This window comes from Nocardia sp. X0981 (assembly GCF_977089955.1).
This window is the reverse complement of sequence record NZ_OZ372435.1, coordinates 5,842,202-5,860,789: the sequence shown is the minus strand read 5'-3', so window position 1 is coordinate 5,860,789 and position 18,588 is coordinate 5,842,202. Positions and strand designations below refer to the sequence as shown.

Sequence of the window (18,588 nt, the reverse complement as noted above, 5' to 3'; positions counted from 1 at the left end):
CAGCGACCCCGATCGAATGGAGCGGATCGCCTGACGCGATGGGAATACTGTCGGCGCGCGGCCCGGCGCCGCAGTCGCGCATACATGTATTTCTACTGCATGACAACGTGCGATGGGGGTTCACCCTTCCCGATACGGTTGCGATCATGGCCACTGCACCACCGGACGGAAATTCCCGCCCCGGGCAGACGGGAACCGTCGTATGGAGCGACCGGTTCCTGGACTACTCGTGGACCCCCGAACACCCGATGAAACCGGTGCGATTGCGCTACACCATGGCGCTGGCGCGCGCGCTCGGTGTACTCGACGGAATCGAACTGCTGGAACCCCGTCCGGCCGATAGCGCCGACCTGATGCGCGTGCACGCCGCGGACTACATCGAGGCCGTGCGGCAGGCGATCCCACCGGAGGGTCCGGGCGATCCTCCCACGGACCCGCCCTACGGTCTCGGCTCCGCGGACAACCCCGTCTTCCCACGGATGCACGAGGCATCGTCGGTGATAGTCGGCGGTACGCTGGCCGCCGCACAGGCCATTGCCACCGGGACCACCCGGCGTGCGGTGAGTATCGGCGGCGGGATGCACCACGCCATGCCGGGGCGGGCGGCCGGTTTCTGCGTGTACAACGATGTGGCGGTGGCCATCTCCTGGCTGCTCGGCCACGGTTTCGACCGTATCGCCTATATCGACGTGGACGTCCACCACGGCGACGGGGTACAGCACGCCTTCTACCGTGATCCACGGGTGCTGACCATTTCGATCCACCAGCATCCGGCGACGCTCTGGCCGAATACCGGATGGCCGGACGAAACCGGTAGCGGTGCCGGGGACGGCACCGCGATCAATCTGCCGGTTATGCCGGGCACTCGCGACCCGCAGTGGCTACGTGCCTTCCATGCGGTGGTCCCCGCGGCGGTGGCGGCGTTCCGGCCGCAGCTGGTGATCAGTCAGTGCGGAGTGGATACCCACCGGGAGGATCCGCTCGCCGATCTCGAACTCGGGGTGGAGGGCCAGCGGGCTGCTTTCGTCACGATGCGCGAGCTGGCCGACCGGTACGCCGAGGGACGGTGGTTGGCGGTCGGTGGCGGCGGCTACGGGGTGGTCCGCGTGGTGCCCCGAGCCTGGACGCATCTCCTGGGCATCGCCCTGGACCGCCCGGTGGACCCGGCCACCGCGATACCGCAGGATTGGATAGATCTCGTACATGCCGACAGGCCGCGGGTAGCGCCGCCCCGCACCATGGGCGACGGTGTGGATGTCACGTTCCAACGGTGGGACGGGCCGGGGGGAACCGCGGAAACCGGGGATGCCCGGGTGGACCGCGCTCAACGCGCTGTCGATACGGCCGTTCTCGCCACCCGCCGAGCGTGCTTCGGCCCGCTCGGCCTGGACCCGGAGGATCCGCGTGACTGACTCCGCCGACAGCGTTCCCGACGATCCGGCACCGGCGCCGCAGCACTGGCACGCCGATGTCCTGGCCTCCGACGGCGGTGTGGTGCGGTTGCGCCCGATCACCCCCGACGACGCCGACGAGCTGCAGCGTTTCCACACCGCCCTGTCCGAGCGCACCCGCTATCTCCGCTATTTCGGGCCCTATCCGCGTATTTCGCCGAAGGATCTGTATCGCACCACCCATCTCGACTATCGCGACCGGGTCGGGCTGGTCATCGTGCTCGGTGAGGCGATCATCGCCGTCGGCCGCTACGAACTGCTGGACCGCACCGGATCCCGTGCCGCGGAAGTCGCCTTCGTGGTGGCCGATGAACACCAGGGCCGCGGTCTCGGGTCGATCCTGCTGGAGCATCTGGCCGGTGCGGCGGCGGAGAACCGGATCGATACCTTCGTCGCCGAGGTGCTGGCCGAGAACACGGTGATGGTCACGGTGTTCCGTGAGGCGGGTTATCAAGTGGAGCGCAGCCGGGACGGTTCGGTTCTGCACTTGGAATTCGCTATCGACCCCACCGAGGCGCTGCGGTCGGTACGGGATGCGCGCGAGCGCGCGTCCGAGGCCCGCAGCGTGGGGAACCTCCTGGCTCCGCGTTCGGTGGCGGTGATCGGCGCGACGCCGAGCACCGGACGGGTCGGCGGGGTGGTACTGGCCAATCTGCTGGACGGAAGTTTCCAGGGCGCGGTGTACCCGGTGAATCCCGGACGCGGCGCGGTGCGCGGGGTCCATGCCTACCCGACCGTGCGCGATATCCCGGACGAGGTGGATCTGGCCGTGGTCGCGGTGCCCGCGGCCGCCATCGGCTCGGTGCTCGACGACTGTATGGCCAAGGGGGTGAAGGGCCTGCTGGTGCTCTCCTCCGGTTTCGGAGAGACGGGGGAGCAGGGCCGGGCCGCGGAGGCGGAGCTGGTGGCCGCGGCACGAGGGCACGGGATGCGGGTGGTGGGGCCGAGCGCGCTGGGGATCGCGAACACCGATCCGGCGGTCGGCTTGAACGCGACACTGGCCACCCTGCTGCCGGGCCGGGGCCGAATCGGTTTCTTCTGCCAATCCGGACCGCTCGGCGTGGCGATCCTCGCCGAGGCGGCCACCCGGAATCTGGGGTTGTCCACCTTCGTCTCCGCCGGCAATCGCGCCGATGTCTCCGGTAACGATCTCCTGCAGTACTGGGATACCGACGCCGATACCGATGTGATCCTGCTGTATCTGGAAAGTTTCGGTAATCCCCGTAAGTTCTCCCGGATCGCCCGGCGCGTGGCCCGGAACAAACCGATCGTGGCGGTCAGTCCCAGCCGGCTGGCCGCCCGCAGTCTCACCGAGGGGGAGCTGGATCGCTCCATCGTGCGTGACCTCTTCGCGCAATCCGGTGTGATCCAGTCGGATTCGATCTCGGAGATGTTCGACTGCGCGGCCCTGCTGGGCTACCAGCCGCTGCCGCGGGGGCCGCGCCCGGCGGTCGTCGGCAACAGCACGGCACTCAACTGGCTCACCTCCGACGCCGCCCGGAGCGAGGGTCTCACCGTATCGGAGCCGGTGGACCTCGGGCCGCAGGCCACCCCGGCGGAGTACTACGCCGCGGTCACGGCGGCCCTCGAAGCGGAGGAGGTCGACGCGGTGATCGTCATCTTCGCGCCCCCGATCCCGCTACCCCAGAGCGGTTACGCCGAGGCGATCCGGGCCGCGGTCGCCGCCGCGGACAGTTCGAAGCCGGTGTTGACGACCTTCGCCGGTGGCGACGGTATTCCGAATCTGCTCGCCATGCGGGGGCCGGGAGCTGTGGCGATCCGCGGTTCCATCCCCTCCTATCCGGATCCGGCGCGCGCGGTACGCGCACTGGCCAGGGTGCACCGTTATGCCCGGTGGCGGGATCTGCCCGCGTCCCCGACCGGAGACGGCGCGGCCCTGCCCGGCGGTGGAGCCGGGCGTCCGGAAGGAATCGACACCGACCGGGCCACCCGGCTGATGGCGCGGTGGACGACCGAACCGGGTGGGCGGTGGCTGACCGATGACGAAACGGTGGAACTGCTCGACTGCTACGGCGTCTCCGTGGTGGAGTTCCGCGCGGTGCGCGATGCCGACGCGGCGGTCGCGGCCGCGGCGGCACTGGGTTATCCGGTGGCCGCCAAAGCCACGAACGAGAGCTGGCGTCGTCGCCCGGACCTGAGCTGGGTCCGCTTGGATCTGTGGCGTCCGGACGCGGTGCGGCAGGCGTACCGCGATCTGGCCGAACTGTGCGGGGATCCGCTCGTGCACATCCAGCGGATGGCGCCCAAGGGTGTCGGCTGCGTGTTGAAGGTCCAGGACGATCCGGCATTCGGTTCGGTGATCGAATTCGGTCTCTCCGGGCCCATCATCGAACTCCTGGGTGACCGCGCCTACCGGGCGCTGCCGCTCTCCGAGGCGGAAGCGGCGGCGCTGATCGATGCTCCACGAGCGGCGCCGTTGCTCAACGGGACTCCGGCCAGTCCACGGGTCGACAAGGCGGCGCTCGTCGATCTGACACAGCGTATATCGGCGATGTTCGACGACCTTCCGGAAATGCGGGAGCTCTCGTGCGAACCGGTCCTGGCCTCTCCGGAATCGGCCGCGATCCTGTATGCCCGGGCGCGGATCGGCCCGCAGCCGAGTCGTTTCGATACCGGGCCGCGGCGGCTCGGCTGACCGGGCGAAGGCCGCGTCCGTTGCCGGTGGGCCGGGCTCGGCTCGGCAGCAGGGGCCGGGGCGGTGATCGTCGCGGGCGGTGCTGTGACTGCCATCGCTTCCGGGAGAGGACGACCCTCCGGGCCGAAGCCCGGGGGTCGAGGGCGCCGAGGAGCCGCGCGGCCCCGAGGGGACGGGCGCGCCGGCTCGATCGGCGCCCGGTGACCGCAGCGGTCACCGTTCGGGACCCGGCTGTGCCGGGAAGGGATATCCGCCCGGAAATCGTCCGGGCACGCGGACGTGGGCCGTAGCGGGAATATAGGGTGACCGGCCGCGGGGCCGATCACCCTCGGGATGCTCCGCTCAGCTGGGGATGCTCCGCTCAGCTGGCGTAGGCGCGCAGGCGGTCCGCCCGCTCACCCTTGCGGAGTTTCGACATCACCTCACGCTCGATCTGCCGGACACGTTCGCGAGAAAGGCCGAACAGTTTGCCGATCTGATCCAGCGTGCGCGGCTGTCCGTCGTCGAGGCCGAACCGCAGCCGGATAACCTGCTGTTCGCGCTCGTCGAGGGTGTTCAGCACGCTCCGCACATCATGGTGCAGCAGGCCGGCGATGACAGCGCTTTCGGCCGAGGTGGCTTCCGAATCCTCGATGAAATCGCCCAGCGGAGCCTCTTCGTCGTTGCCGACCGGCATATCCAGGCTCACCGGGTCGCGGCTGTGGTCGAGCAGATCGGCGATCTTCTCCACCGCGATACCGGATTCGGCGGCCAGCTCCTCATCGGTTGCTTCCCGGCCGAGCTGCTGATGCAGTTCGCGCTTGATACGGGCCAGTTTGTTGACCTGTTCCACGAGATGGACCGGAAGCCGGATGGTGCGGCTCTGATCGGCCATACCCCGGGTGATCGCCTGGCGGATCCACCAGGTGGCGTACGTCGAGAACTTGAAGCCCTTCGCGTAGTCGAACTTCTCCATCGCCCGGATGAGCCCGAGGTTGCCCTCCTGGATCAGGTCCAGCAGGGGCATACCGCGACCGGTGTACCGCTTGGCCAGCGAGACGACCAGACGTAGGTTGGCTTCCAGCAGATGCGACCGCGCGGCCTGGCCCTCCCGGACCACGATCGCCAGATCACGCTTGCGGGTCGCCGACAATCGCTTGCCGGTCTCCAGCAGGTGCTGGGCATAGAGACCCGCCTCGATGCGCTTGGCCAGCTCTACTTCGTCGGCAGCCGTGAGCAGCGCGGTCCGTCCGATACCGTTCAGGTACACACGTACCAGGTCGGCGGCAGGGCTCTGAGCGTCGAGGTCCGTATCACTGGGGCGCACACGAGTGGTGGCGGGGCTTGTCATGACTTGCCTCCTGTCGGTGGTGTCTCACTCCGAACAACGGACCCGACATAGGGAAAGTTCCCTCGCCGGGCGCGGATAAACCGCTCTGAACTGCGGTTTTCGCCATGGTGTTCTGAGAAGTTCCTGAGAACGAGAACCCATCGGCAGGCCGGGGAACCCCTGTTTCAGTCGCCTTGCGGGACCGGGTGGATCAGTCCGTGGCGTACGAGACCGGCGACCACCCCCAGCGCCGCGTCCGCGAATTCGGGTGCGACCTCGTCGGCTCCCTCGGACAGGGCCAGCAGTTCGATCAGGTCGTACAACGGCAGACCGTCCGGCCGCATTCCCGCGAGCAGGGAGACGGAGGTCTCGTCCACCTCGTGCTGCCACCGCGGACCGTCCCCGCGGTGCACCCGGGTGACGCGCGGTGTCCAGCCCTCGGCGCCCGGCAGATACACCCGTTCGAGGGCGGTCGCCGCGTCCACCCGGTACCGGGAACGCCAGGCCAGGTCCGGGTCGGCGGCTACCGCGCGCAGCCAGGCGGAGCGTTCGAAGTAGGCCAGGGCCTCGGTGCCGAGCGGATCGTCGAAACCGTGGGCCAGATCCTCGGCGAGCACCTCCGTCGGCCCGTCGCAGGCCCGGAGGTACACGAATCCGAACCCGATACCGCTCACCCCGGCCTCCTCGAACGTGGTGAGCCACTCCTCGGCCCGCTGCTGCGCCGCGGGGCTGCGCGGGTCCAGGCCGGCGTCGCGCAGCCACGTGCCGACGTAGAGCGCCGGATCGGCGATATCGCGCTGGACGATCCAGGCGTCGATACCGTATTCCGGCAGCCAGCCCGAAACACGCTGCCGCCAGTCCTCGTCCTCGGTATGCACCCAGGCCGCGAGCATGGCGGCGGTACCGCCGGGCGCGAGTAGCTCGGGAGTCCGGGAGATCACCAGTTCGCTGGCGCCGTCGAGGGCCAGCCCGGAATCACGGTAGGTGTGCTCGATCCGTGCGGGACCCACTACGAAGGGTGGATTGGCCACCACCCGGTCGAACCGGCGCTCGGCCACCGGTTCGAACCACGAGCCCGCCAGGAATTCGATATCCAGTTCGTTGAGGGCGGCGGTGGCCTCGGCCAGCCACAGCGCCCGGGGGTTCACATCGGTGGCGGTCACGGTGGCCGCGTAGGAGGCCGCGTGCACCGCCTGGATGCCGCAGCCGGTGCCCAGGTCCAGGACCGAACCGGCCGGCGCGGTAGGGGTGGCGCGCAGGAGCGACAACGAGGCGTGCCCCACCCCGAGCACATGGTCTTCGGTCAGGGTGCGCCGGCGCATCGCATCGTCCAGATCGGACAGGATCCAGCGATTGCCCGCACCGGCGTCCAGGGGCCGCAGGTCCAGTGCCGCCCGGATCCGGCCGTCCGCACGGGTGAGGAGCCCGGCGGCCACGGCATCGTCGATACGGACCGGCGCCAGCGCGGCGGCCACTTCCGGTTCGGGTAGGGGGTCGCCGAGGAGCAGCAGCCGGATCAGCGTGCCCAGTTCACCGGCGGCACGCGCGGCCCGGCGCACCGGTACGGGCTCGCCGCGGCCCAGGGCCGCGTGCACATCGGTGCCGAGTACCTCCAGCAGGGTGTCCGCGTCGTACCCGACCCGGGTCAGGGCGGTCCGTAGGGCCGGGCACAACGCGGTCAGGGGTGATGTGGTGGTCGATCCGTAGGTGGGCACAGCGGTACTCTGCCACCTGCTCGCGCGTGCCCGGGCGCCCGCACCCGGAGAAGGACGGGGTGCGGCGTGGCCGGAGTGCGAACCTAGCCGTCGATCGCGTCGTGCCGGTGTTCTTCCAGGGCCGGGCGGGGACGGTCCCACCGGCTGGGTTCGTTCTTCTCCCGTGGCGGGCGGTCGTTGGCTATCAGTACCGCGATCCACGGGAGCGGAACGGAGGCCGCCATGATCAGGATCGAGACCAGGCCGTTTCCGAAGGCGGCGTAGGCGACGGCCGCCAACACCAGTGCCGGGATCCGGAACGCCATGATGATCGTGTAGCGACGGACCCGGGCACGATGCTGCTCCTCGAAGGAGGGGGCGGCCTTGGTGATCAGGGCGGCGTGTCTGGCGTCGTCACCGGGGAAGTAACCGGGCGAACGGGAGGGACGGGCCGGTCGCGGGGTGCCGGACTGCGCACCACGACCGCTCGCACCGGCGTCGAGGTGCTCCGGGTCGTGCCCGGAGTCTTCGCGGTGCTGTTGCATACCTCCGAGTCTTGCACTACTGCCGTCGCGGTGCACACTCCGTCCCCCGGGCGAAACCGGAGGTCGCCTGCCGGAACCGCCGAGGCGGGCACTCCGGTGATCATGGTGGGTCGTGCGGCATCATGGAAGGCGTGAGTACCGATACTCTGGTTCGCCCCGATACGACCACCGACGAGACAACCGGTGACGACACCCCGAAGTTCTTCCACTACGTGAAGAAGGACAAGATCGCCGAGAGCGCCGTCATGGGCACCATGGTGGTCGCCCTGTGCGGTGAGGTCTTCCCGGTCACCCGCTCGCCGAAACCCGGTTCGCCGGTCTGCCCGGAATGCAAGAAGGTCTACGAACAGCTGCGTAAGGGCGACTGAGCCCCGCCTCAGCGCCGGGGTAGCGGCGCCGGTGTCCCGTCGCCGCCCTGTGTGTCGTGCCCCCGGTCGGGGCCGCGTCGGCGTGGTGGTACGCGGTGCGCGCCGGGCTCCGGCGTGGGGGCCTCTTCCGCGGGCGTACCGCGGCGTTTGGCCAGCCACGCCTTGAACTGCTCCATCCGGGTGGCCCGCGCGGGCCAGAACTCCTGTACCGCCGCGTTGAACTCGGCACCGAGGATCACCGCGAAGCCGAGGAAGAAGGTGAACAGCAGGAACGCGATCGGTGTGGCCAGCGCCCCGTAGCTGACCCCGGTGCGGGTGACCAGGCTCAGATACCGGCGCAACCCCTCGCTGGCCGCCATGAAGAACACCGCCGCGACCAGGGCCCCGCAGAAGAGCCGGTGGTACGGCAGCGAGCTGTGCAGGGCGAGTTTGTACAGCGTGGCGAGGCCGATGATGAGCAGCAGACCTACCGCCGGGTAGTAGAACGTATCGATCAGCCGCAGCCCGGGCTCCCGCCAGGTATCGGGCAGGATCCGGCCGATCAACACCGGGCCCAGCGCCACGAGCGGCAGGATGAACACCGCCGCGATCAGGAACAGCACGTACAGCAGCAGCGCGAAGATACGCTGCCAGACCGGGTTGCGCGCGTCCTGCTGGTCGTGCGCCTCCACGATCGAATCTACGAAGGTCGACATCGCCGACGAGCCGGCCCACAGCGACAGCACGAAACCCACCGAGACGACCGCCGCCCGGCCCTGGCCCAGCACATCACCGACCGTCGGTTCGATGAGATCGCTGACCACACTGGGGCTGAACAGATTCCGGCTGAAGGTCAGGGTTTTCGATTCGACGATCTTCACCGTGTCCGGGCCGAACAGTCCACTGACATAACCCAGACCGCCGAGCACTCCGAAAAGGAGCGGCACCAGCGACAGCGTCTGCCAGAACGCCGCTGCCGCCGATTTGGCGAAAATCGAGTCATCCCAGGATTTGACGGCGACGCGGGCGACGAGCCGGCGGGCCTGGGCGGCGGTGTGGCGGAGCCGCACGGTACCCGGCTGATCCGCGCCGGGTTCGCGTCCGTAGCTGTGCATGATGTGTCCAGCATCGCGCACGTGTGCGGACAGCGTTGTGGCACCCGGCAACATGCCGGCACCCGGCGGTCGGATCACGGGTTACCGCGGGCGGGAAGGCGGGCCGGGCGTGGTGTGTGACACCCGTCGCGCCGCCCACGCCGGTTTGGCGCGGGTCCGGCACCGGCCGCTAGTGTTTGTCTCCGTGACCGATGCGAGCGGTGCTACTGCGACGGAAGTTCCGGGCGCAAGTCTGCGCGCCTGGCAGCGGCGTGCGCTCACCCGGTACCTGGCGACCAAACCCCGCGATTTCCTGGCTGTCGCCACGCCCGGCGCGGGTAAGACCACCTTCGCGCTGCGGGTGGCCGCGGAACTGCTGGCCGACCGCACGGTCGACCAGGTGACCGTGGTGGCCCCCACCGAACACTTGAAACATCAGTGGGCCGCGTCGGGGACGCGCGCCGGGCTCGCGCTGGACTCGAACTTCTCCAACAGCACCGGCGGTACCTCCGGCGACTACCACGGAGTGGTCGTCACCTACGCCCAGGTCGCCGCGCACCCCTTCAAGCACCGGGTGCGTACCGAGAACCGGCGCACCCTGGTGATCCTGGACGAGATCCACCACGCGGGCGACGCCAAGAGCTGGGGTGAGGCGGTAGCCGAGGCATTCGGCGATGCCACCCGGCGGCTGGCGCTCACCGGTACCCCGTTCCGCAGCGACGACAGCCAGATCCCGTTCATCACCTACGAACCCGACGAGGCCGGGCTGCCGCGGTCCCGTGCCGATCACACCTACGGCTATGCGGAGGCGCTCGCCGACGGTGTCGTGCGGCCCGTGGTCTTCCTGGCCTATTCCGGTGAGGCGCACTGGCGGGACAGCGCCGGTGAGGAGTACACGGCCCGGCTCGGCGAACCGCTGAACGCCGAACAGACCGCCCGCGCCTGGCGTACCGCGCTCGATCCCGCGGGCGATTGGATCTACGCCGTACTGCGCGCCGCGGATATGCGGCTGGCCCAGTTGCGGGAGGCCGGTATGCCCGATGCCGGCGGCCTGGTGATCGCCTCCGATCAGGAGCGCGCCCGCGCCTACGCGGAACTCCTCGAGCACCTCACCGGCAACAAACCGGTACTCGTCCTGTCCGACGATCCGGCCTCCTCGGCGCGTATCGGTGAGTTCAGTGCCGGTACCCAGCCCTGGATGGTCGCGGTGCGGATGGTCTCGGAAGGGGTCGACGTCCCGCGCCTGGCCGTCGGCGTCTACGCCACCAGCGCCTCCACCCCGCTGTATTTCGCCCAGGCCATCGGCCGGTTCGTGCGTGCCCGCCGTCCGGGCGAGACGGCCAGCGTGTTCCTGCCCTCGGTACCCGTGCTGCTGGACCTGGCCGCGCAGCTCGAACTGCAGCGCGACCACGTCATCGGCAAACCGCATCGGGAGAAGGACGGCCTCGACGACGAATTGCTCACCGAGGCCAACAAGCAGAAGGACGAGCCGGGCGAGGACGAGAAACCGTTCGTTCCGCTCGCCGCGGACGCCGAGCTGGATCAGGTGATCTACGACGGCTCATCGTTCGGTACGGCGACCTTCGCCGGAAGCGCGGAGGAAGCCGACTATCTGGGTATCCCGGGTTTGCTGGATGCCGAGCAGATGCGCGCGCTGCTCCGGGAACGCCAGGCGCGCCAGCTCGCCGAACGGTCCAGGGCCGAAGCGGTACCGCCTGCCCCCACGCCCCCCGCGGGGCCGGCGGGACAGGCCGCCGAGCGGGTGGCGACCGCCGATAAACTCGGCGAACTGCGCCGGGAACTCAACAGCCTGGTCGCCATGCACCACCATCGCACCGGTAAACCGCACGGGGTGATCCACGGTGAGCTCCGTCGCCAGTGCGGCGGCCCGCCGACCGCCCTCGCCACCGCCGAACAGCTCGGCGAGCGAATCGCCGCGCTCCGCCGGATGTGACTCCTCGGTGGCGGCCCGCCGCGCCCCCGGTCCGTTCGTCACCGCGTTCCGGTGCGGCGCTGGGCGCGCGAGCGGTCCCGGTCGTACGCGGCACGCAGTAGTTCCCGGATCGGTTCGGTGGTGCGCGGGCCGGGGTCGACCACGGCCAGCCATCCGGCCTTCCCGTATACGGGGTGGGCCAGCACGGTATCGGCCGCACTCGGGTCCGTATCGGCGGTCTCCGCGTCGCGGGGGGCCCGGCCGGTCCACTGTGTGAAAAGTTCCGTACCGGCACTGATGTTGAGGCGGAAAGCACCCGGCCGGTTCAGACGGGAGCGCTCGTCGCCGGGATAGTCCTTGGTCACGATGGTGGCGAACGGCTGCGTACGGGCGGGGATCTCACCGTCGGGCGCGTAATAGAAGAACGTATCGCCCCACGCGAGCTCCGGGGAGCCGTCACCGGGGCCGGGCCGCAGCACCAGCACCCCGTCGAACGTGCCGAGGAATTCGATGATCTCGTCGATGCTCATGGGTTCGAGCATTACATTGAAGTGCTTGTGGAGACCTGGGACGAGAAATGGCCGGTTCCGCCGGGGCGAAGTCGCAAGTGCGCAGGTTCGCGTACCGCGGATGTGGCGCGGCGGACCGGATACTCGGTACAGCAGATACGCAATCTGGAGCGCGACGGTGTACTGCCCCCGGTGCCGCGTACGCCCACCGGTTACCGGGTCTACGGCGAAGTCCACGTGTGGTCGGTGCGGGCCTATCGCGCACTGGCGGCCGGTGCCGGTCCCGTCGAGGCCAAACGAATCCTGCGCGCGGGGCGCGAGCAGGGCCCGTCGCGGTTGTACGAACTGCTGGACCACGCGCACGCCCGGCTGGACCGGGAGCGGCGCGATCTGGGATTCGCCCGTGCGGCCGCCCGCGCGATCGGCGACGAGCCGGTCGGCGATATCCGGCCGACGGACGCCATGAGCGTCTCCGAACTGGCGCGTGCCCTCGGTGTGCGGCCCTCCACACTGCGCCACTGGGACGCGATGGGGCTGGTCGTACCGCATCGGGCGGGGGGCCGGGAGGCGCGCCGGTACATGCCCGGCGATGTACGCCTCGCCCGGCTGGTCCATCAGCTCCGCCTGGCGGGCTACCGGATCGATGCTCTCCGGGAGCTGATTCCCCGGCTGCGCGGCGCCGGTGGCTGGGAGGATATGGCGGCGGTGCTGGCCGAGCGGGACGCCGCGATCGACGCCCGTTCCGGGGCGCTGCTCGCGGCCGCCGCCGCTCTGCACACACTGCTCACCATGCCGGGCCCGGTGTAGCTCGCCCGACGCCGCCGCGGGGCCGGCCCCGCGGGCTTCAGATTTCGAAGAAGGCCGCCGGGTCCAGGGTGTTCAGCGGCACCCAGCGCGCCGGCCCGGCAGAGTCGCCGGAATCGGCCGGTGCGACCTCCGAACCGTAACCTTGCAGGTCCAAGCCATATCGGGGGTTCTCGTCCACTCGCCGCGCGAGATCGTAGTACGTGGCGAGTACATGCACACAGCGTGCGGTACGGGCCGTACACGAGCAGTCGATCGCCGCGGGTTGCGGCGCCACCGGGATTCCGGCCGCGACCGCGGTGGCGTGCATCTCGTCGGTGGGCACGGTGTGACCGGAACCGAGGATCGCGCCCAGTGCTGTGACGACCTCGCGGGACAGCGGGGCGATTTCGATATGGGTGACCGAGGCCTGACCGCCACGGTGGATATGCGCACGCACCACACGCCCCTCGGTTTCGGCCCGGACCCCGTTGTTGCGCGCGATACTGCGTGCCCGCGGCAGCAGCGGATCGGGGCGGGTCTGCCGTAGCGGCTCGGCCAGCCGCACCCAGTCCATACCCCAGGTGGTGTACCCGAATTCGTTGTCTGCCATCAGTTGCCCCTCTTACGCCGCAGGATCTCCAGGAGCCGGTCGTCGTCGAGCCGGGACAGTTCGGCGATACCGCCGCCGTCGCCGAGGTCGGTGAGCGCGGATTTGCGCCGCTGCATGGCCGCGATATGTTCCTCCACGGTTGTCGCCGAGGTGAGGGTGGTGACGGTGACGGTGCGGGTCTGCCCGATCCGGTGCGCCCGATCGGAGGCCTGGGCTTCGACCGCGGGATTCCACCAGCGATCGAAGTGGATCACATCGGCGGCGCGAGTGAGAGTGAGGCCGGTTCCCGCGGCGCGGAGGCTGAGGACGAGGACCGGGGGACCGTCCGGGGATTGGAACCCGGCGACCAGGGCGGCGCGCTCGGCCTGGGAGAGTCCGCCGTGGAAGAACGGTGCGGTGATCCCGAACTGTTCGGACAGATGCCGCGTCAGGAGTTCCCCGGTGCCGCGATACTGGGTGAAGATCAGCGTCGGAGCGGCGTTGTCCAGGTTGTTCGCCACGATATCGGTGCACAGATCCAGTTTCCCGGAGCGGCCCGCGAGTTCGTCCTGGTCGCCACTGACCAGTCCGGGATGGTTGCACACCTGTTTGAGCGCGGTGAGGGCCGCCAGTACCCGGGTCTGTCGCTGAGCCCCGGCGCCGAAGCCTTCGGCCACGGCGCGGTCGAGCAACTCGTCGTAGAGCCGCTGCTGTTCCGGGGTGAGATCGCACAGCAGATCCGTATGGATCTTGGCCGGTAACGAGGCGGCGACCTGCGCTTTCCGCCGGGACAACAGGACCGGTTCGATCGCGTCCCGCAGCCGGGCGGCCGCCTCCGCCGAACCCTGCTCGATCGGTTTGACGAACCGGCGGCGGAACTGGGTGCGATGGCCGAAGAGGCGCGGAGCCACCAGGTGCAGCAGTGCCCAGAGTTCGTCCAGATGGTTCTCTACCGGGGTTCCGGTGAGTGCGACGACCGCGGTCGCCCGCAGGGCTCGCACCGCCTTCGACACCTGGGTGCGTGGATTCTTCAACGCCTGCGCTTCGTCGCAGACGAGGGTGGCCCATTCGATATCCGCGAGCAGGTGGCCGTGTAACCGCAGCGTCGGATACCCGGTGACGACCACCGTCGCGGGACCGGTTTCGGGAGTGCCGCCGCGCCAGGCCACCGGCCGCAGGCTCGGCGCGAAGCGGGTGATCTCGTGCACCCAGTTGCCCACCAGCGAGGTCGGGCAGACCACGAGTTGCGTTCCCTGCCCGGCACGGCCGAGGAGCAGTCCGACGGTTTGCAGGGTTTTGCCGAGTCCCATCTCGTCGGCGAGGATCGCGCCGCCGTGCCGGGCCACCGTCTCGCGCAGCCAGCCGATTCCGCGCGCCTGGTAGGGGCGTAGTTGGGCATGGAGATCCGCCCGGAGTTCCGCGGCCACGCCGGTGGTCTCCCGCAGTACCGCCAGCACGTGCTCGCGGCTGGTCAGCGCGGTACCCGTGGCATTGGGGACCGCGTGACCGGCGATCGGCAGCTGCGCCGATCCACCGGCCAGCACGGCCCGCCAGGCGCGGGTGGAGGGGCCCGGCTCGGGCAGGGCGAGCTCGGCGAACCCGGCGGGGTCCACCAGCGCACAGGGGACCTGGGCGATCCGCAGCGTCGCGCTCCCGGCTCGGGTCTGGGCCAGGGTGCCGTCGGGGACCACCAGCGGGAGGTCCGCGGGGTCGCCGAACTCTGTCGGGGCCGATCCGGGCTCCCAGCCGGTCCAGCTCCACAGTGCGAACATGTGCCGGTCGGGTAGGTAGGTGGTTTCGGTGGTCTGCAGGGCGCACCCCTAAAATCATCGTATGGCGTACGGAGTAATACGGCCAACGCGTAGAGTACCGGATTTGTTCCACGTTCGGTTCTTCGGTCCGCACGTGGTCGGAAAGGGAGTTCGATGAGCAACGGCGGTCACACCGCATCGGGGAACAGACGATCCGGCTCGGTCACACAGCCACCGGCCCAGGGGGTGCCCGGCGTGCCGGCGGTTCGGGGTGCGCGGTCACGGGGCCGGGCATGAAAGACGCCGAGCACAGGGATCAGGCCCATGCGCTGCTGGAACTGCTGTGGCGGCACGAGTTGCCGGCTCGCCGCGGCGGCCGAGGCCCGAAACAGACCGTGAGCGTGGACGAGGTGGTGGCGGCGGCGATCGGTCTCGCCGACCGGGAGGGCTACGAGAAGGTGTCGATGCGGGCCGTTGCCGCCGAACTGGGCCTGCGGCCGATGAGTCTGTACACCTACGTGCCCAGCAAAGAAGCCCTGACGACCCTGATGGTCGACGCCGTCGCGGCCGAGGACCCACCCATCCCGCCGGAGCTACCGGCCCGCGACCGGCTCACCGCCGTCGCCCGGCGGGTCCGGGACGAATTCCTGGCCCATCCCTGGTTGTTCGAGGTTCCGGGCTGGCGGATGGTGATCGGTCCCGGCCGGATCCGCCGGTACGAGCGGCAGCTGGCGGCAGTGGACGGCCTCGGTCTGTCCGATGCCGAAATGGATCGGGTGATCGCGGTGCTGACCCAGTTCGCCACCGGTAACGCGCGCACAGCGCTCGCCGCGGCGCACAGTGTCCGGGAGCAGTCCGACGCCGACTGGTGGGAAACCTACGGACCCCTGCTCACCCGGCTGATGCCGGCTGCCGAGTACCCCCTGTCCGCGCGGGTCGGGGCCGCCGTCGGCGAGTTGTACCAAGCTCCGGGCGATCCGGCGGGCGATTTCGAGTACGGTCTCGCGCGCCTGATCGACGGTATCGTTCCCGGATAACGTTCGTGGCGGGCGATCACTCGGATCGCCCGCCACGACAAGCGGTGTTCTGTTGTTCGATGCTGTTGTGTCGGACGCGCGGACGGGTCAGAGGGCGGGAGCGGACTCCGTGTCGATCACGGCGTCCAGCTCACGCAGTCGTTCCATGTGTTCGTTCGCGTGATGCTGGCAGAAGAGCAACTCGCCACCTGCGGGCAGAACGGCACGTACACGCGCAGCCGCCCCGCAGCGATCGCAGCGATCGACCGCGGTCAGTGGGGTGCTAGTCAGGGTTCCTGGCATGACTCCTCCGTCCTGGCTTCCGGCACGAAACCGTTCACCTGGTGTGAGGCCCGTGGTCACTCCGCGGGCTCGCTTCCGCTACTTCCCAGCAGTGGTATGACTACTCTGTCAGACGTTCGGGGCGATGGCTTTGTTCCCCTGTGGGAACCTATGTGTTTTCCCTAACACGACCAGCGCTTTTCGCTTTCGGCGAACAGCGCGGATCGGGTGTGGAAAACCTGACCGTGCTCCGGATCGACTGTCGAGTCGTGTATCGGAGGTTACCCGTGCCCACGGACACTCACACCCTTGTTCACCTCTGCACTCCCGCTGAGTGGGCCATTGCACAGCAATCCGGCGCGCATCGGCCGGCGTCCCTGGATTCCGAGGGCTTCGTGCACCTGTCCGCCCCGCATCAGGTGCATCTACCGGCCAACCGTCTCTTCGCGGGCCGCCGGGATATGCTGCTGCTCCGGCTGGAGCCGGCGCTACTGGGCGCTCCGGTGCGCTGGGAGCCGGGGGTCCCCGGTGACGATCCCACTCTGCGATTCCCTCATCTGTACGGACCGCTACCGGTGGCGGCGGTGGTGGGGGTCGACCCCTACCTGCCGGGCCCCGATGGGCTGTTCGCCGCCCTGACCGGTTGACCGCCGCCGTATCAGCGGGGCGCGGAGGTGGTGCCGCGTCCCTCGTCCAGTTCCCGGGCCAGGATCGCCGCCTGGACCCGCGAGCGCATCCCCAGCTTGGTCAGCACCCGGGAGACATGGGTTTTCACCGTGGTCTCGCTGATGAACAGGCGCGCCGCGATCTGGGCGTTGGAGAGGCCGCCGCCCAGGCAGGCGAACACCTCCCGCTCGCGGCCGGTGAGATCGGCCAGGCCACGGGGCGGGCGTGGCCGGGCCGGAGCCGCCGTACCCGCGAACGTATCGATCACCGCCCGGGTCACCTCGGGGGCCAGTACCCCCTCCCCGGCCGCCACCGCGCGCACCGCGTCGATCAATGCCGGGGCCGAGGCGGATTTCAGCACGAATCCGGCCGCGCCGGCGCGGAGGCTGCGGAATACGTATTCGTCCAGATCGAATGTGGTCAGAACCAGCACCTGGGCCCAACCGGCCGCGGTGATGCCGGCGGTGGCCGTGATGCCGTCCACCCCCGGCATCCGCACATCCATGACCACCACATCCGGACGCAGTGCCCGGGCCTGGGCCAGCGCCACCTCGCCGTCCGCCGCCTCGCCGACGATTTCGATATCCCCGGCGGTGTCCAGGATCATGCGCAGTCCTGCGCGGATCGCGGCGTGATCGTCGGCGAGCAATACCCGGATGGTCATCGCGACTCACCCACCGGTTCCGCCACCGGGGCCAGCGGCAGCCGGGCGCGCACCCACCAGCCGCCGGCTTCCGGGCCGGCGTGGAAGGTACCGCCCAGCGCCGTCGCGCGTTCCCGCATATTCGTCAGGCCCCGGCGTCCGGCCGGGGGGTCGCCGGAGCCCGCTGCCGGCGGATCCGCAGGCGGAAGTGGGTTGTGCACGGTCAGCACGAGTGCGGTGGTTGCGGCGCGCACGTCTATATCGACTTCCTGTCCGGGCGCGTGTTTCATGGCGTTCGTCACGGCTTCCTGGATGATGCGGTACGCGGCCTGATCGACGGCGCTCGCGATATCCCCGGTGTCCTGGTGGACCCGCACCCGCATACCCGCGTGCCGGGCCGCGGTCACCAGTCGCGACAGCTGCGCCAGGCGCCCCGGTGCCGCGGTCTCGGCGGTATCGCCGTCGCGGCGCAGCAGCCCGATCATGGTGCGCATCTCGTGCAGGGCCTCGACGCTGTTACCACGAATAGCGGTCAGAATGCCGTGTAGTCCAGGGTCCGCGGTGCGGTGGTCCAACCCCGCCAGCGCGGCCTCGGATTGCAGGGCGATCGCGGAGAGATGTCCGGCGATCACATCGTGCAGATCGCGGGCCATGGCCTTGCGCTCGTCGGCGACCGCCGCGCGGCGGTCCAGCTCCGATACCAGCGCCAGGGCACGCCGGCGGGCCCGTTCGGCCTCGGCGGTCTCCTTGTGCGCGCGCACTGTCAGGCCCCACCACAGCGAGGTGCCGACGAAGGCGGCCGCGAGCACGAGCGCCAGCACCATCAGCCGCCAGTTGCCGGTGAACGCCAGTACCGCGCCGGCCGCGGTGACCGACAACGCCAGCCAGGCCACCACCGCGCCCTGCATCTGGCGTCTCGTGCCGTACACCACGGCCGCGTAGATGAGATCGGTGTAGACGAGCCAGATCGGCAATGTAGGTCCGAGCATCAGATCGATGATCAGGGGTAGAAGCCCGGCCACCATGGCCGTGACCGGCGCCCGCCGCCGCACCAGCAGGACGGCACAGGCCAGGGCGAGGAGCGCGAAACGCGGAGCCAGGGGACCGGAAGACGCGTCGTCGGTGATGAACATCAGGTGGAACCCGGCCGCGTACAACAGCGCGCCGAAGGCGAACCAACCGCCCGCCACGACGGTATCGCGCGTCGTCGGCGACACCGCCGTCCACCACCGTTGCATCTCCTCATCTCAACACACGGCCGGTCGGCGGGAGTCCATCGAAATGATGACCCCCGGCACGGGCTCCGCGCCCGGAGCG

Annotated in this window: 17 protein-coding genes; 7 read left to right on the top strand and 10 right to left on the bottom strand. The window is 69.6% G+C overall.

Annotated features, from left to right (window positions below):
• Window positions 1-146 precede the first annotated feature (146 nt).
• Together ACYR7D_RS25920 and ACYR7D_RS25915 are read left to right on the top strand one after the other, a co-directional pair.
• Window positions 147-1,412, top strand: a complete 1,266-nt coding sequence (locus ACYR7D_RS25920) for an acetoin utilization protein AcuC (RefSeq protein WP_459547124.1) — start codon at window positions 147-149, stop codon at window positions 1,410-1,412.
• On the top strand, window positions 1,405-4,107 hold the full coding sequence (locus tag ACYR7D_RS25915; RefSeq protein WP_459547123.1) for a bifunctional acetate--CoA ligase family protein/GNAT family N-acetyltransferase: 2,703 nt from the start codon (window positions 1,405-1,407) through the stop codon (window positions 4,105-4,107). Before ACYR7D_RS25920 ends, ACYR7D_RS25915 begins: the two co-directional genes overlap by 8 nt.
• Before the next feature lie 361 nt (window positions 4,108-4,468).
• Here ACYR7D_RS25915 and ACYR7D_RS25910 read toward each other — a convergent pair whose 3' ends face one another.
• The 3 genes from ACYR7D_RS25910 to ACYR7D_RS25900 all read right to left on the bottom strand — a co-directional run bounded on the left by ACYR7D_RS25910 (window position 4,469) and on the right by ACYR7D_RS25900 (window position 7,655).
• Complete coding sequence (locus ACYR7D_RS25910) at window positions 4,469-5,437, bottom strand: sigma-70 family RNA polymerase sigma factor (protein WP_432909589.1); 969 nt, start codon at window positions 5,435-5,437, stop codon at window positions 4,469-4,471.
• A gap of 164 nt (window positions 5,438-5,601) precedes the next feature.
• Window positions 5,602-7,131, bottom strand: a complete 1,530-nt coding sequence (locus ACYR7D_RS25905) for a DUF7782 domain-containing protein (RefSeq protein ID WP_459547122.1) — start codon at window positions 7,129-7,131, stop codon at window positions 5,602-5,604.
• Window positions 7,132-7,214: 83 nt separating this feature from the next.
• A complete protein-coding gene (locus ACYR7D_RS25900; protein ID WP_459547121.1) occupies window positions 7,215-7,655 on the bottom strand; it encodes a DUF3099 domain-containing protein in 441 nt (146 codons plus the stop codon).
• 131 nt (window positions 7,656-7,786) lie between these two features.
• Here ACYR7D_RS25900 and ACYR7D_RS25895 point away from each other — a divergent pair, with 131 nt between their 5' ends.
• Window positions 7,787-8,023: a DUF3039 domain-containing protein gene (locus tag ACYR7D_RS25895; RefSeq protein ID WP_459547120.1), complete on the top strand. Its 237-nt coding sequence runs from the start codon at window positions 7,787-7,789 to the stop codon at window positions 8,021-8,023.
• 8 nt (window positions 8,024-8,031) lie between these two features.
• Here ACYR7D_RS25895 and ACYR7D_RS25890 read toward each other — a convergent pair whose 3' ends face one another.
• Window positions 8,032-9,117, bottom strand: a complete 1,086-nt coding sequence (locus ACYR7D_RS25890) for a YihY/virulence factor BrkB family protein (RefSeq protein WP_459547119.1) — start codon at window positions 9,115-9,117, stop codon at window positions 8,032-8,034.
• Between the two features lie 184 nt (window positions 9,118-9,301).
• On the opposite strand from ACYR7D_RS25890, the gene ACYR7D_RS25885 reads away from it, so the two are divergent.
• Window positions 9,302-11,050 carry a DEAD/DEAH box helicase gene (locus tag ACYR7D_RS25885; protein ID WP_459547118.1) on the top strand — a complete coding sequence of 583 codons (1,749 nt, stop codon included), beginning with the start codon at window positions 9,302-9,304 and terminating at the stop codon, window positions 11,048-11,050.
• A gap of 38 nt (window positions 11,051-11,088) precedes the next feature.
• Here ACYR7D_RS25885 and ACYR7D_RS25880 read toward each other — a convergent pair whose 3' ends face one another.
• Complete coding sequence (locus tag ACYR7D_RS25880) at window positions 11,089-11,559, bottom strand: DUF6194 family protein (protein WP_459547117.1); 471 nt, start codon at window positions 11,557-11,559, stop codon at window positions 11,089-11,091.
• Window positions 11,560-11,661: 102 nt separating this feature from the next.
• Between ACYR7D_RS25880 and ACYR7D_RS25875 the strand changes: the two genes are divergently transcribed.
• Complete coding sequence (locus ACYR7D_RS25875) at window positions 11,662-12,345, top strand: MerR family transcriptional regulator (RefSeq protein ID WP_459547116.1); 684 nt, start codon at window positions 11,662-11,664, stop codon at window positions 12,343-12,345.
• Window positions 12,346-12,382: 37 nt separating this feature from the next.
• On the opposite strand, the gene ACYR7D_RS25870 is transcribed toward ACYR7D_RS25875, so the two are convergent.
• Window positions 12,383-12,934, bottom strand: coding sequence for a hypothetical protein (locus tag ACYR7D_RS25870; RefSeq protein ID WP_459547115.1), 552 nt, complete (start codon window positions 12,932-12,934; stop codon window positions 12,383-12,385).
• Window positions 12,934-14,685 carry a DEAD/DEAH box helicase gene (locus tag ACYR7D_RS25865; protein WP_459547114.1) on the bottom strand — a complete coding sequence of 584 codons (1,752 nt, stop codon included), beginning with the start codon at window positions 14,683-14,685 and terminating at the stop codon, window positions 12,934-12,936. Before ACYR7D_RS25865 ends, ACYR7D_RS25870 begins: the two co-directional genes overlap by 1 nt.
• A gap of 272 nt (window positions 14,686-14,957) precedes the next feature.
• Between ACYR7D_RS25865 and ACYR7D_RS25860 the strand changes: the two genes are divergently transcribed.
• Window positions 14,958-15,701 (top strand): TetR/AcrR family transcriptional regulator, encoded by a 744-nt coding sequence (locus tag ACYR7D_RS25860; protein WP_459547113.1) that lies wholly within the window; start codon window positions 14,958-14,960, stop codon window positions 15,699-15,701.
• Window positions 15,702-15,788: 87 nt separating this feature from the next.
• On the opposite strand, the gene ACYR7D_RS25855 is transcribed toward ACYR7D_RS25860, so the two are convergent.
• Window positions 15,789-15,983 (bottom strand): DUF7455 domain-containing protein, encoded by a 195-nt coding sequence (locus ACYR7D_RS25855; RefSeq protein WP_030521621.1) that lies wholly within the window; start codon window positions 15,981-15,983, stop codon window positions 15,789-15,791.
• 266 nt (window positions 15,984-16,249) lie between these two features.
• On the opposite strand from ACYR7D_RS25855, the gene ACYR7D_RS25850 reads away from it, so the two are divergent.
• Window positions 16,250-16,609 carry a DUF952 domain-containing protein gene (locus tag ACYR7D_RS25850; RefSeq protein WP_459547112.1) on the top strand — a complete coding sequence of 120 codons (360 nt, stop codon included), beginning with the start codon at window positions 16,250-16,252 and terminating at the stop codon, window positions 16,607-16,609.
• Between the two features lie 11 nt (window positions 16,610-16,620).
• Here the strand turns inward: ACYR7D_RS25850 and ACYR7D_RS25845 are convergent, their stop codons facing one another.
• The gene (locus ACYR7D_RS25845; protein WP_459547111.1) at window positions 16,621-17,292 is read right to left on the bottom strand and encodes a response regulator; all 672 of its coding nucleotides are present in this window, start codon (window positions 17,290-17,292) and stop codon (window positions 16,621-16,623) included.
• Window positions 17,289-18,488 (bottom strand): sensor histidine kinase, encoded by a 1,200-nt coding sequence (locus ACYR7D_RS25840; RefSeq protein WP_459547110.1) that lies wholly within the window; start codon window positions 18,486-18,488, stop codon window positions 17,289-17,291. Before ACYR7D_RS25840 ends, ACYR7D_RS25845 begins: the two co-directional genes overlap by 4 nt.
• Window positions 18,489-18,588: the final 100 nt, after the last annotated feature.